The organism is Paenibacillus sp. DMB20 (assembly GCF_000987955.1).
GTDB lineage: Bacteria > Bacillota > Bacilli > Paenibacillales > Paenibacillaceae > Paenibacillus_AQ.
In genome coordinates this window covers 13007-27666 of record NZ_LAZU01000054.1, presented here as the reverse complement: position 1 = coordinate 27666, position 14660 = coordinate 13007, and the positions used below count along the sequence as shown (strand labels likewise).

Here is a 14660-nt window from a genome sequence, read left to right as displayed (position 1 = left end):
CTCTCTCCATTCCCAGCTTCCATTCAATTCCCTTTCATCCAAACGTCACTCTATTTTTACAGCAGTCACGCCCGGTATCGCCTTCAAGCGCTCGACTAGATCACTCATCGGCTTTTTTTTCGGCATCACAATTGTGATCGTCATCTGTAGCGGCGGAGCTGCCTCTTCCATCGGTTCCGGCGACTCCGCATCGGCCACGTTCATGTTCCGGATCTCCACCCGCTCCGCAATCAGCTGTTTCGAAATCGTACCTAGCGTATCCGGGCCTCCGGAGCAGGTTACTTCTACCAATAGTGCCTTATTTGCTACCAGATAACGAAGCTCGATTTTGTTCAGTACCTGCAAGGAGACGAATACGAGCCCGCAGGTCAAAATGGCCGGGAGATAAAATCCTGCGCCTACCGCGAGTCCTATCGCGGCCATTACCCAGAGCGTAGCGGCCGTAGTCAGTCCTTTGACGGACATGCCTGTTCGAATAATCGTCCCCGCGCCGAGGAAGCCAATGCCGCTGATGACCTGTGCCGCCAGACGGGCCGGATCGATCCGGACATTCGGCTCATCGATGAAGGCGTTGAAGCCATAGATGGACAGCAGCATAATGAGCGAAGAGCCGATGCATACCAAAATATTGGTGCGGAATCCGGCAGCATGCTGATTCATCTCCCGCTCGAAGCCGATAATGCCTCCAAGCACAAGCGCAAGAAGCAATCGCAGACATATGCTTGCCGTGTCCAACGTCCACGGGCTTGTCACCGTGTCTCCCCCTCTCGTCACTACTGTTCTAATCTAATTTGTACATATAAACTCCCGCAGGTTCTAACTCTTGCTCGCTTCCCTATGTTTTCGTTGCCCCCGCAGTCAACCCGGAAATAAGGAAACGCTGCAGGAACAGGAACACCACGGCAATCGGAATGGCGATAAGCATCGATCCCGCTGCGAACCGGGTGAAATTGTTGCTGAATTCCTGATTGACCAGGTTGAACAAGCCGACGGCGAGTGTGTAGTTCTCCGAGCTTCGAATGACGATCCGCGGCAGCAGGAAGTCCATGAACGGCGTCATAAAATTGAACAAGGCAACCACGGCTAGAATCGGCTTCGCCAGCGGCAAAATAATCTGGAAGAAAATCCGGAAATGGCCCGCTCCGTCAATCTTGGCCGACTCGTCCAAATCCCGCGGGATCGTGTCGAAATAACCTTTGATCAAAAACGCATGCATTGGAATCGACGATCCGACGTAGACCAGAATCAAGCCGGCCAGCGTATCCAGCAGCCCCAAGAGGTTGAGCAAAATATAAATCGCGACCATCCCCATCAATACAGGGAACATCTTGATCAGCAGAAGCGCGTACAGACCGTTCTTGCGCCCTCTAAAGTTATAACGCGAGAACGCATACGCCAGGAACGTCGTCACGATAAGCGACAGCACCGTCTTCCAGCTGGCGACAATCAGCGTATTTTTGTACCACAGCCCATATTGACTGTCCGGACTGGAGAACAACCAAGAGTAATGCTCCGTCGACCAGTTCTCCGGAATTATTTTTGCACTGTATAAACTGGTCCCCGGATTTAGCGAGACGCCCATGGCCCATACCAGTGGATACGCAATCACGACGAACATAAACAAAATGAACGCGTAAATGCCGGTGAGCTCCAATCTCGATTTCCATCTCGTGCTCATTAGATGTTGCCCCCTTCCTTGAACGATCGGGTTCTCCTGAATTGGAAAAAGGCGACGGTTGCCACAATCAGACCCAGAATAATGGAAATGACGGCCGCCATGTTGTAGTTCAACGTTTCAAAGGTTAGCTTGTACACCCATGAAATGACGATATCCGTCGATCCTGCCGTCTGGCCCCGCACCGGCGGACCGCCTTGGTTGAACAAGTAAATCAAGTTGAAGTTATTGAAATTGCCCGTATATTGCATAATGAGCAGCGGAGCTGTCGCGAACAGGACATGCGGGAGCGTAATGAAGCGGAATCTTTGCCACTTGCTCGCTCCGTCAACCTCCGCCGCCTCGTACCAGTCGCCTGATATACTTTGGAGCACCCCCGTGAACAAGGCGAACACAAAGCTGAAGCCCAGCCATACTTGAATAATAATAATGGCTACCTTCGTCCATAGCGGATCGGACATCCACGGAATGGACAAGCCCAGCGGGCCCAATATTTGCCGGTTCACCGCGCCGAATTGATCATTGAACATCGCGGCAAACACGAGAATGGATACGAATGAAGGAACGGCCCATGGCAGAATGAGCATCGTCCGAATGAATTTTTTGAATTTGACGCGCTTATCGTTCACGATCACCGCCAAAAACAGGGCGAGCGCAATCTGCAGCGTCGATGCGACAAATGTCCATACGAGCGTCCACGACAGCACGGAGAAGAACGTATTGCGCCAAATCGGAATGGAAAAAATGTTTTTGAAATTTTCAAACCCAACCCAATCAAGCAAATGACGGGGCGGCGAATTATAAATGTTGTAATTCGTAAATGCCAAGGAAACCATGAAAAGTAGCGGCAAAATAAGCACGAACGTAACCATGAAAATGCCGGGCCCGACGAATATATAAGGAACCCCTTTATCCCATGCCTGCTTATAGCCTTCGCGAATCGTCGTTACCTTCCAGCCTTCGCGTATTTTCCAAGCGTCATTGCGCGCGTCTGTCAGGTTAAACCAGTAGAAAATAACAAAGAAAATGGTCAATATGACCGAAATAATGCCTTGAATGAGCAAGGAGCGTGAGTCGTCGACCCCTTGCAACGTGCCCAGCGTCCAAAGCCCCCAATACCCGATGTTCAAAAAATCAGCGAAAACGAAAAAGAAAGATAAAAATAGAATAAAAAATAATGAACCCTTTATATATCTCCGGTTATACAGTTGCCCGAGCCCCGGAATACCGGACATCAGCATCGCCAACTTGGGCTTATGCGAACTGGTTTTCGGCTTGTCGGTTCGTGTCTGCGGTTCTCCCAATCTAATCAAGCCTCCTCGTTGACATCCACAATGCAACTTCAATCGGATTGGGGTGCGAAACCCGCACCCCAATCCGATCATCATTCGTTATTTATTGGCGTTGTTGATCGCGATTTGTTCTTTGATTTGAACGACTGCTTCATCCAGCACCTCTTTCGTGTTCTGACCTTTCGCCAGGAACACGAGCGCATTTTTCATCGGCTCCCATGTCTGGGAGATTTCTGGATTATTCGGTGTTGGTGTAGCGAATTTGGCCTGCTCGGCCACAGCCGAGAAATAAGGGTGCTTCGTAATGAGATCGCTTTCCAAAATACCGGGACGTGCTGGAATTTCTCCGGCCATTTCGAAATGGGTTGCCCCGTTCTCGTCATTGGTAATGAACAGAGCTAACTCGGTCGCCCATTCCTTATGTTTGGAGAATGGGGACAGCACCAGCCCTTTGACACCCAGGAAGGAAGGTGGACGTTGGCCGTTGGCAAGCTTCGGCAGCGGCACGGCTCCCAGCTTGTCTTTAAGCGCCGATTCATAGTTTTTGATCGACGATGGCACCGAGACGACGGCGGCAACCTTTCCTTCTTTGAACAAGCCGTCGATCACGTCACCATTAATCGATTCTGGAATAAGCCCCTTTTCGAACCATGATTTGATCAGATTTGCGCCTTTGACAGCGCCTTCATTATTCAAGCCGATATCGTCCACGTTATAGCCTGCATCTTTGTCATATCCGAAAATATAACCGCCATTGCCCTGCAGGAACATGTTAGCGTAATAGAAATTCGTAGCATCAAACAATAATCCATATTCATCCTTCGATACATCGGTGAACTCCAAAGCGAATTTCTCCAGTTCTTCCCATGTTTCCGGCGCCTTCGGCATAAGCTCTTTGTTGTAGAACAAGGCTGTCGTCTCGATAACCATTGGCAGGTTATATATTTTGCCGTCAATCGTTACAGCCTGGATCGCCTCAGGCGAATACTCGCTAATCTGCTCTTCGCTGATCTGGAACGGCTCGGCCAGCCCTTGCAGCACGTTGCGGCCCATGGAATTATGGGTGGCGCTCCACAGATCAGGCCCGCGATCGGCCGGTCCATCGAGCGAGAATGCTTTTGCTTGTTCACGTGGGTTGAATGGAACGACTTCCACATCGATGCCCGTCTTCTCGGTAAATTTTTTCGTAATAGCCTGCATTGATTTCAATTCCGGCTCATTTTCAGGACCCCATATTTTCAGACGCTCCGGCTTCGGCGGCATCCCCCCTTCTTGTTGCTGGGCCGAATCCGTATCGGGCTTGGCCTGTTCCGCATCACGCTTCGGCCCGCAGGCCGCAAGCGACAAAACGACGGTAAGTGAGAGCAGCAGCAATACCATTTTCTTTGCCATACTTAAGTTCCCCCTTGAGTTTATGATTAAAATCTATTCGTATACGTGCGGACCAAGATGGTCTTTATGCAACGATACACGCTCACATTGGCCTTGCGAATCGAGAACATAGTGCACAATCGCCGCATTATATACGGGATGAACGTCCCCGGGATTGACGATTTGCTTCAAATCCGCGGTCGACTGACCATGTCCGAATACTGCGATATGCCCGTCAGTTCCGTAATAAGCGGGCAGCTTCGCATCAACAAATTTCTGGACGCGTTTGCGGACGATCGCATGATTCTCCGGCCAGGTCGGCCACCATTTTTGCTGCATATCCTGATATTCCACGAATTTCGTATGCGGGAATTCCTCCACAATCTGCGAGCAGGCTTCCCAATCGTAATCCCGGTAGTCTTTCCATTCCTCATTGAAAATCTCGGACATTTCAGGAATTAGCACAATTCCTAGACCCTGGTCCTTGGCAAGTGGTGTCGCCGTCTGAATGACTCTGCGCAGCGGACTGCAGAAGATCGCATCCAGTTGGATATCCTTGAAAAACGAAGGGATCTGCTCCGCCTGCCATCGTCCCACTTCCGACAAACTGCAGTTCGGCCCGCCTCCTTGTCCAATATTCATCGTCGATTGTGCATGGCGAATGACATATAAGTGCATAGATCATGTTCTCCTCTGTGTTGTTAGATTTATCCGCTCTGAAAACTACCAGCAGCCAAGCCTCCCCGTTCGTACTTCCCGATCTGCAGATGCCCCGTATCGTTCAGCTTCAGCAGTTCGGTCTCTTCCTCGCCAAAAACGATATGGTTTACCCCCGTATTTTCCTGAGGAAAACGGATATGTTGGGCTGATGGAATCCCGAGCGTTTCGCGGAGAAGATATTCATTGAAATTGCCGTGACAGAATACCGCAATCCGCTGCTCTCCGCACGCCCGGAGCTGCCGCAACGCTTCCTGCGCGCGCCGTCGAACGGTCTCGGGGCGATCTCCCCCCGGGCATTCCCATCCATCCGTCTCCATCCTGTCCTCGAATATAGCTTCCGGGACGCTCTCCAATAATGACTGCTGGGAAAGGCCGATAAACCGGCTGCCTTCCCTCACTTCATACAACGCTTTCATCACATGAATCGGCAGACCGAGTAGTCTTGCCAGCGGCTGCGCCGACTGCATCGCCCGAATCAACGGGCTGGCATAGATGGCGCCGATGCCATGCTCCCGCAAATAGATCGCCACGCGAGCGGCTTGAGCATGGCCCTGTTCGGTCAGCGGCGAATCCGGCATATCCCGATCCGGCTGCGTATTGCCGACTGATTGTCCATGCCGTACTAGATATAGCTCCATAATTGCTCCTTCGCTTGCTCTGTAATCTTTGAAACCGCATGCAATCCGATCTGCGGGCTTGTCGCATTCCCGCAGCTCTGTCCTGAGTGCCTCTATCTGACCTGCACGGAAGTTCTTGCGGTCGATTGACGAATCATTAGCTTTGATGGAAGCGTCACGTTTTTTTTGAGACTCATCGTCTGTGGTTCATCCATAATCTCGTTCAGCAAATGAAACGCTTCGGCCCCCAGATTGGCCCCGTTCATCTCCACACAACTTAATGTCGGGGATACCTTGACAAGATAAGGGGCATCATTGAATCCGATTATCCCTACTTCTTCAGGAACGCGCAGACCCTTCAGCTGACAAAACTTCAAAACGCTAAGCGACATGACGCTGTCCATCGTGATGACGCTGTCAACGGCGAAGTTTTCATCAAGAAGACGTTGCATCGCATCCATGATATCCTCTTCTTCCGGTCCCGCCTGCACGATAAGCTCGGGGCTCGCATCCAGTCCGGCTTGCTGTACTGCTTGGCTATAACCGGATATTCTCGCCGCGAAAACATCCAACCGCGTGTCCTGCGTCAATACAACGATATTCTGGTATCCGGTGTCAATCAGATGCCGGGCGGCCATATATCCGTCCCGCATATTATCGTTATGGACGGAGAATACGTCATGGCGGAACGTGCGGCCGATAATGACGAACGGGATATGCTCCTCATGAAAGGTTCGCAGCAGCCGATCCTTGTCGGCCGACAAAATCCCAGTCAAGATAAACCCGTCGACCTTGTTTTGCTTGTACAGCTGCAAGCATTTCTCGATCTGCCGATCGACGTTGTGGAACACCGCAAGCTGCAGGTCCATGCCATGCTGCTCAACAGCGCTCGATACCCCGTACAGCACGCTGTCGAAGAACGGGTTCCCGAAGATATGCGTCGAGTTCCGGGCGATGGTCAAGCAAATGGTCCTGTTGCTGGCGATGAGAGGCTGAGGCTTGGCGCCTCCGGCACGAACATAGTTCGTCTTCCGAATCGCCATCTGGACTCTTGTCCGGACGTCTTCCGAGGTATTGCCTTTATTCGATAACACTCTTGATACGGTTGCTGGAGATACGCCAGCCAATTTTGCGACATCCTTGATGTTGGCCACGAAATCCCCCCTGATACTATTTGAAACAACTTCTGAAACAAATGAAACAACGTTCATTCACATTAAAGCATATTTCTGTCGAATCGTAAAGAGAAAAAGTCGTTTTCGGATTAAATTCTTTTGTGTCATGAAAATAATAGGGATTTTGCTTGCGTTATCATGAAACAAATATGTTTTTTTGTTTCATTTGCAATGAAACAAAAAAAACACCTCCCGTCCAAAATGACAGTGAGGTGATTTCATCATTTCATATAGAACTAGGCGAATTCCTGCATTTTAGTAGGAATAGTTCCGTTTGCGCCATCTGTAGAGATCAAAATTGGATATTAGCAGGCTTTTTGCTATTATGACATGATCGTTAAATCACTTGGTTTATTCCATCTTTCTTGAATCCTTCCCGTCTTTGGTTACCCTAAGGATGGCTAGGGCTCCTTTCTGAGCATCCTTAAACTGATGGGTGACGATGGGATAATCTCCTTCTTCCGTAACCGTAAACTCCACCACCGCGCCGCCGCTGGCCGGCAGCATCACCGTTTGCATTCCTTCCAAAACGTTTCGGGGATTGCCGTCCAGGTATACCCTGTCCATCACGGTACCGACAATGTGAAAAGAGCTAACCTGGTTCGGTCCGGCATTGTTCACGTACAGCCTAACCTTGTCCCCGACTTTGGCAAGCAGCGGATGCTCCTTAAGCCCATAATCATTACCGTTAAAAACAACATAGGCAGGATCCTCGTGCAGGGAGCTGTTGTAAACGTCGCCTGAATAAAACTCGCTCTGCACGATCGTATACTCACGATCAATCTCCGCATCCGTCGGATAGCCGTCCTTGGGCTCGACCATGATCATCCCGTACATCCCGTTCGCGATATGCAGCAGAACCGGCTTTGTCCCGCAGTGATACATAAATACGCCGGGGTTATCGGCCTTATATTCAAACGTTCCTTTTTCACCGGGATGGATATCGATGAACTTTTTCGACGGGGAGGCATGCACGGCGTGAAAATCCATGGAATGCGGCGTATCCGGGTCCAGATTCCGAAGGGTGAAGTGAATCGTATCCCCCTCCTTTACGCGCAGCACCGGACCGGGGACGGTACCGTTAAACGTCCAGGCGTTGTAGGTAACTCCTTTGGATATTTCAATATTGGTTACCTGAGCGTCATCTCTATATAAACATCGGTACCTTCCCGGCGGACAACCGGCTCAACCGGAGCCTGATTCAATGGTTTATCGGCCGGCTCAACCGTTTTACCCATTTCCGCTTCGGTCCAGGCCAATATTACGGCAGAACACATCGATAGAAGGATGATAATGGCAGCCGCCCGTTTGAAAGTTAACATGCCCGTTCATCCTTTCTCTCTCAAAAAAATTAATATCCCAATTCCGCTTTCGCTTCAGCCGACATCATTTCGGGAATCCACTGCGGCTCCCAGACGACCTGGACATGGACGTTCGCGACATCCGGCAATTCACTTACCGCGCTTTCGACGCCCGATACCATCATGTCATGCATGGGGCAACCTGGAGTGGTCAGGGTCATGACCACGCCAACCTCTTCTTGCAAGCAGCGGACCTCGTATACCAGGCCCAGATCAACGATATTGATCCCCAGTTCAGGGTCGTACACCTCGCGCAAACGGTTCATAATACGCTCCATTCGCTCCGCATCGTTATATATCGTCAACATATGAATCTCTCCTCTTCGTTCGTTTAAAAATCATTCGTCCCCCATGAATTATCTCGTGAAAACATATCCGATCCGGATCATGTAGATGACCGCCGCTACCGAGAGCGCCATTCCAGCCGTCATGATCATAACCGAGTTGTTGGTGCCCAGACCGGCCAGCAATCCTCCCATGCAAAGGACGATCGACGACAAGCCGATGTAGACGGGCTTTTCGGGCAGCAGTTGGGCCATGGTCGGCACCTTTGCTTTTCCCGCTTTCGGTCCATACTTGTAGGTCCACCAGAGAAAAGGGATGATTTTCGAAAGATATCCCATAATGGTGACGGCTACCCAGCCGTATAAATAAGACCAGAGCATAAATACGATCAGGGAGGTCTGACTTGCCAGCTCCGCGTTATAAAAAACGGCCGCCGTCCCCATGATGACAAGGGCCAAAAGCATTCTGGCCGACCATACCGTCCACTCGATGCCTGCGCCTGCCGTCTTTTTATGCTTCGCTCTCGCGATTTGCCCAATGTGGATATTGTAGAGGGCCAAAGCGATGATCAAAACACTGAAAGCTGCCGCATTAAACATGGCTATGCCGCTTAGGAATCCGTAACAACCGAGCCAGACGGCAGCATTCCAGAAGCCCAGGATCCATTTTTGCATAGAAACCGGATATTGGTGCGCCAAATAAAACATGGGCAGCAATTTATAGCTGAAGCCCGTTATCAATAAACCGAACCAGCCCGTGGTGCCGAGCCAAATGTGAGCCCCGAGCAGCCTCATATGGTAGATGCCCAGAAAATTGAATTTAAAGTCCATCCCCATCAGCATTCCGGTTAACGCAGTAAGACATAAATACGCGATCGCGCATGCCGTGCTGATCGTTATCGGGTTCCATAGTTTCGCTTTTAATAGCGTAGCCCCAATATTCCAGGCAAAAAGAAGAATGCCTGCAAAAGCCAAAGTTGCAAATGCCGCGATCCATTTCGCGTTGAACTGGTCAAATCCGGCAAGAAGCCCCAATGTGCCTGTCGCAAACAGACCGTAATGGATATAACCCAATCTTTTGCTGTGCAGCTCCGTCTGCAGAACGACGTTGATCAGCTGGTAGACGGCCCCCATGGCCATCATGGTTGCCCAGCCTAGGACGAGCAAGTGAATATGAAACCACCCGTCCGGGGATCTGGGCTCGCTGTGGACCCATCCGGCAAAATCGGCGAACGTAAGAAAATGAAAAAGCACGAAACTGATCATGCCCGTGATTATAAATGTAAACGGCAATCGAAACATATATTTCACCCCATCACGTTTTGTGAATGGTCACCGCGGCCGTCCCGTCGGGCTGCTCTTCAATCTCATAAGCATATCCGAGCGACTGCAGCTCTTCGATCAGGAACATGGGTACGCGATCATTGTGGATTTTAACCGTATCACCCGGCTTCGCTTTCTCCAGCTGCTTAAGCGTGCGGATCATCGGCGTCGGGGGCTCGAGGCCGCGGTTATCCAGGAAGTAAACCTCGGCTTGCTCGGCGGCGCCAGGCTCCGGCTGCTGCATTTGCGGAGTTTCATCTTGATCTTCGCCGGTTTCCCCTTGGTTTGAACTCTTATGGACAAAGGTTACGATCCAATGGTCCTTGTCTTCTTTTTGTACCGTGTTGCTGTAACCTTTCCCTTTCATCAGCATCAGAAGCGGCGTCGGTTTAAACGTAGCGTGAAGCACGAAGATATCGTTTTTGTTCAAGGATTTTACGGTATCCATAATCAGCTGCAGCGGCTCCATTTTGTTTTTTAAGTGCGGGCGCACGTCAAGCTCGATAGTCCGTGGATGTTCCATACGATTCCCTCCATGAGAATGCTTATCATTTACTAACCTCATTGTAGGATTGAATGAAATCGAGGCTTGTGATTACAGTCACAAAGGTAAGTTTTAAATTTAATTTATTTTTTTATTGTTTTCTCGCAAAAAAAAACACTCCGGTCCGTTACGCGTTATGAGCGTAATACCGAAGTGTCTGCGTTTTGTTCGTCTTCAACTCGCTGAGGCAGCGTTCGTGCTTGTGGTTTGGGCCTCGTAATGAGAGCTCTTTGACGGAATATAAATGATGAAGCACAGAAACGCGGAAATGGCAGCGGCCAAAAGCGCCCCCATCAGGCATACGGCCTGAACCGACAGCAGCTCTGCCGCAAAGCCCAGCAGAAGAGTCAGCAGGATTTGGGCCATCCCTTCCAGCAGACTCGCCGTGCTGCTGAATCGGCCCATGATTTCTACCGGGACGCTATTTTGAAAAAACGTGGAGTAGCCGGTGTTCGCGAAGGACGAGAAAAAGCCGAAAACGATAAATCCCAATGCCGCCATGACAAAACCGGAAGCCGAATAAAACATCGCATAACCTGCGCTTGAGAACAGGACCCCCAGGCTAATAAACATGCGAAGCGACATCCGGCGGGAAGCCAATGCGGCAGCCGTGGAGCCTGCCAAATATCCGGCGCCGGCCACGCTGATCAGCAATCCGTAGTCCCGGTCGTCCAGATGGATAACCTGCTTGATAAAGGTAGCCTCCTGGGAATCCAGGGCAAAGCTGATCATCATCACGGATTGGAACAGCAGATATACCAAGATGAAATATTTGGCCGATTTCGCATAGGAAATGACAGCCGCCCAGTCCCTTGCAATCGTTGACAAGCCTATCTTGTCCCGTTCCTTCGCGGGTGTATCCGGGCTATCCACGTCCGGCAAGAACCAGATGAACAATGCGCACACGATAAAAGAGACCGCGTTGATATAGATGCTTACCCGGATATCGGTATACATGATCAACATCCCGGAAACGGCCGGACCGAGCAGTGCCGCGCCGGATGTCGTAAAACTGAACCAGGCGTTAAACCGCTTCCGGTCTTCCGGCGGGACAAGCTTGGTCACATAGGTCACGGAGCTCGGTCCGAAGAAGGCTCCCGCTGCACTGATCAGAAACATAACCCCGTAAATGGCCCAGACGGATTCCAAAAAAGGAATGAGCGCAACCAGCAGCCCTCTTATGATGTCGGCCCCGATCATCAGATACCGTTTGTTGGCCCTGTCGATCAGGCTGCCGGACCAGGAATTCGTCAGCAGTACGGCGAGCGGCCTGATGATGAACATGCCGGCCACGGCTGCCGGGGAGCCGGTCATTTTCAACACCAGCAAATTGATCGCTACCAGGTAGATCCAGTTTCCGAGATTGGATATGCCTATGCCGAATATGTACAACAGCGGATTCTTCCATCCTTGCAAAGACTTCACATCTCCTTGTTACATGTAATTTTCATGCAAGAAACGCCATCGTTCCCTAAGAAGGAGCATGGCGTTTTCTGCTTGAATGCAATCATTCGCTCATGATGGCGAAGAGAAATAACGGTTCAATATCCGGAGAAACACATTCGGAAAGGCATAAAGCTCCATGTCCTCCTTGTCGATCCAGCGAAACGTCCCGTTTGCGCCGGTCGCATCCTGAACAGCCCCTCCCGTACCTTTCGGACGAACCTCATAAGCTGCAGCGCTCTCGGCAGTCGTGAGTCCAGTATCTTCCGCCCAGCGCAAGGTGCATCGGAACACCCGCATGTTCCAATGAATATGGCTGAACGTATGCTCGGCGTTCATGTAATGTTCCAAAGGTGAAACCGGTATGTCATCCCTCAGTGCATCAGCCAGCCGGTCCATCGCCGCCTCATCCGGCAGCGACACGCCCGCCGTTCCTCCGGTCGGCGACTCGGCAACATGGGGGAGCTCCCACATCCCTGCCAGCAGCCCGGCAGCCGGCGCTTGCGGATCAACACCTTCCCGGCATATGAGCCGGTGCCTTCCACGATGGCCGCGAGCCGGTATTCCGGACGGGGAGGCTTGGCCTTCGTTTTGACGGGAAGGCTATCCTCCTTGCCTGCAATCCGTCCGGAACAGTGTTCCATAACCGGGCAGGTCAAGCATTTCGGGGATTTCGGCGTGCATACAAGCGCGCCAAGCTCCATTAAGCCTTGGTTAAAGTCCGACGCCCTTCCTTCGGGAATGAGCTTCACAACGAGATCCTCCATATGGGAGCGGGTGCTTCCCTTCATAATATCCTCTTCAATTAAAAAGAAACGCGACAGCACCCTCATCACGTTGCCGTCCACCGCCGGAGCCGGCAGATTGAACGCAATGCTCCTGATGGCACCTGCCGTATACGGCCCGACGCCTTTTAGCCCGGCTACCTCTTCCCTGCCGCTTGGCATGATTCCGCCATATTGTTCCTTCACCTGGCGTGCGGCAAACTGAAGATTGCGGGCACGAGAATAGTACCCGAGCCCTTCCCAGCATTTTAGAACCTCGTCCTCGGGGGCATCCGCCAAAGATTCGACGGTTGGAAATTTCTCGATAAACCGGTTGAAATACGGAATCACCGTATCGACCCGGGTCTGCTGCAGCATGATTTCAGAAACCCAAATATAATAGGGATTCCGGTGCCTTCTCCAAGGAAGGTCCCGTTTGCTCCGCACGTACCAATCCAGCAGCTCGCGGCTGAAAAACCGCTGTTGTTCCAAAGTATCCATTAGGTCTGTCCTTTCCTGTATTCCCTATATGTTCAGTCCATCTTCTCGATAACGGCAAAAGCGGAAGCCAGCTCGGTTTGATGGGAAATAGTCAGATGTATCCTGAACTGCTCCGGCAATTCCAGGCCGAGGCGGAACCATGCCGCAGCCGACAATGCCGCTACGGGCCTGCCCAGCTTGTCGGGCAAAATTTCGATGTCGCCAAAACCGATGGCGCTTCCGATGCCGCAGCCGAATGCTTTGCTGACCGCTTCTTTTGCCGCAAACGCCCGGCAACGAACTCCGTCCGCCTTCCGCACTTGCCTACGGCCAGCGCAAGCTCAGCACGGGTCAGTACGCGTTCCATAAACTTTTGTCCGTACGGACCGCTCATCAACAGCTCGACACGCCGTATTTCAAGCACATCATGCCCGATTCCGTAAATCACCGTAAACGCTCCTTTGCTAGGGGAATGGTTCAGAAAGCCCGCATCCGCAAAATATAAATGCCTAACCTATTGTACCAGCCGGCCGGATAATGTGCGAGAGGTACGGACAAGCCTGTCATTATGTTACAATCGGAGCAAAGCAGATTCAGGATTTTATCATTTCGCTTTAGGAAAGGATGATTCTTGCCATGATGCCTCAGCATTTTAAACTAACGCTGCCGGACGGGACCCTGCTTCGCGGTACCCGGTACGCCTGCCCGGCCGATGCCAAAGCCCTGATCGTCATTGCTCACGGTTACAAAGGTTTCAAAGACTGGGGCATGTTCCCTTATGCGGCTGAATCGCTTAGTCGGCATTTTGAAGTCATCGCCTTTAACTTTACGCATAACGGCATCGGCGACGATCCCCATGAATTTACGGAGCTCGAAAAATTCGCGTTTAATACCTACAGCCGGGAACTCTGCGACCTCTCGGCACTCATCGGAAATCTTCGCGAGGACGCCTCATTCAAAGAGCTTCCGCTTTTCCTGCTCGGACACAGCCGGGGCGGCGGGGTGTGCCTCGTGCACGCGCTGGATCATCCGGGAACGGTGGCGGGTGTTGTCTCGTGGAACGGGGTAACGGACCTGGATCTCTTCACCCCGGAGCAGAAGAGCGAGATGCGCTCAACCGGCCGAAGCTCGGTCGTTAACGGACGAACCGGTCAGGCCATGCCGCTTGATGTTTCAATCCTGAAGGATATGGACGAGAACCGGGAACGTTTCGATCTCATGAATCGAATTTCCGCGGCCGATTTTCCGATCGTCCTGATCCAAGGAACGGAAGACATCGACCGGCTTCAAAAGGGCTCCGCGGTTCTTGTGGAAGTTAACCCCTCCATACAATGGCTGCGCGTTCAGGGCGGGAACCATACCTTCAACACCGTCCATCCCTTCAGGGAAACGACACCGAAGCTGGAAGAGGCGTTAAGGTTATCCGAGGCATTTATATTATCGGTAATCGAACGAAAAATGCCATAACTCTTTGAGAAAGGGGGCGTCTCAAGGGTCCGTTGAACCAGGACGCCCTATGCAAGCTGCGAGACGCTTCGTGAACCCCCCTGTCATTCCGCCGATTCGTTTCTGCCTTTATCGTTTTCGAAAAAACGCGCCCGTCGGCATACG

At 51.5% G+C, this 14660-nt stretch carries 12 protein-coding genes and 3 pseudogenes; 1 reads left to right on the top strand and 14 read right to left on the bottom strand.

Going from position 1 to position 14660, the window contains the following annotated elements; translation table 11 throughout:
• Positions 1-45 precede the first annotated feature (45 nt).
• The 14 genes and pseudogenes from XI25_RS29970 to acpS form a co-directional block, all read right to left on the bottom strand.
• On the bottom strand, positions 46-753 hold the full coding sequence (locus tag XI25_RS29970) for an MgtC/SapB family protein (RefSeq protein WP_046681497.1): 708 nt from the start codon (positions 751-753) through the stop codon (positions 46-48).
• Between the two features lie 82 nt (positions 754-835).
• Positions 836-1678, bottom strand: coding sequence for a sugar ABC transporter permease (locus XI25_RS29965; RefSeq protein WP_046681496.1), 843 nt, complete (start codon positions 1676-1678; stop codon positions 836-838).
• On the bottom strand, positions 1678-2979 hold the full coding sequence (locus XI25_RS29960) for a carbohydrate ABC transporter permease (protein ID WP_327204875.1): 1302 nt from the start codon (positions 2977-2979) through the stop codon (positions 1678-1680). Before XI25_RS29960 ends, XI25_RS29965 begins: the two co-directional genes overlap by 1 nt.
• Before the next feature lie 87 nt (positions 2980-3066).
• Positions 3067-4359 (bottom strand): extracellular solute-binding protein, encoded by a 1293-nt coding sequence (locus tag XI25_RS29955; RefSeq protein ID WP_046681495.1) that lies wholly within the window; start codon positions 4357-4359, stop codon positions 3067-3069.
• Positions 4360-4392: 33 nt separating this feature from the next.
• Positions 4393-5016, bottom strand: coding sequence for a histidine phosphatase family protein (locus XI25_RS29950; RefSeq protein WP_046681494.1), 624 nt, complete (start codon positions 5014-5016; stop codon positions 4393-4395).
• A gap of 29 nt (positions 5017-5045) precedes the next feature.
• Complete coding sequence (locus XI25_RS29945; protein ID WP_046681493.1) at positions 5046-5696, bottom strand: histidine phosphatase family protein; 651 nt, start codon at positions 5694-5696, stop codon at positions 5046-5048.
• Positions 5697-5788: 92 nt separating this feature from the next.
• Positions 5789-6829, bottom strand: a complete 1041-nt coding sequence (locus XI25_RS29940) for a LacI family DNA-binding transcriptional regulator (RefSeq protein ID WP_046681492.1) — start codon at positions 6827-6829, stop codon at positions 5789-5791.
• A 372-nt stretch (positions 6830-7201) separates the two neighbouring features.
• Positions 7202-8067: pseudogene (locus XI25_RS29935) on the bottom strand (multicopper oxidase domain-containing protein); the annotation flags it as partial.
• Between the two features lie 134 nt (positions 8068-8201).
• Positions 8202-8519, bottom strand: a complete 318-nt coding sequence (locus XI25_RS29930; RefSeq protein WP_235440505.1) for a metal-sulfur cluster assembly factor — start codon at positions 8517-8519, stop codon at positions 8202-8204.
• Positions 8520-8567: 48 nt separating this feature from the next.
• The gene (locus XI25_RS29925; RefSeq protein ID WP_046681491.1) at positions 8568-9797 is read right to left on the bottom strand and encodes a hypothetical protein; all 1230 of its coding nucleotides are present in this window, start codon (positions 9795-9797) and stop codon (positions 8568-8570) included.
• Positions 9798-9810: 13 nt separating this feature from the next.
• Positions 9811-10341: a DUF2249 domain-containing protein gene (locus tag XI25_RS29920; RefSeq protein ID WP_046681490.1), complete on the bottom strand. Its 531-nt coding sequence runs from the start codon at positions 10339-10341 to the stop codon at positions 9811-9813.
• A gap of 195 nt (positions 10342-10536) precedes the next feature.
• Positions 10537-11778, bottom strand: coding sequence for an MFS transporter (locus tag XI25_RS29915; RefSeq protein WP_046681489.1), 1242 nt, complete (start codon positions 11776-11778; stop codon positions 10537-10539).
• Positions 11779-11877: 99 nt separating this feature from the next.
• Positions 11878-13070, bottom strand: a pseudogene (gene mutY, locus XI25_RS29910) (A/G-specific adenine glycosylase).
• 32 nt (positions 13071-13102) lie between these two features.
• Positions 13103-13497 (bottom strand): annotated as a pseudogene (gene acpS / locus XI25_RS29905) (holo-ACP synthase).
• 191 nt (positions 13498-13688) lie between these two features.
• Here acpS and XI25_RS29900 point away from each other — a divergent pair.
• Positions 13689-14516, top strand: a complete 828-nt coding sequence (locus XI25_RS29900) for an alpha/beta hydrolase family protein (protein ID WP_046681520.1) — start codon at positions 13689-13691, stop codon at positions 14514-14516.
• Positions 14517-14660 lie beyond the last annotated feature (144 nt).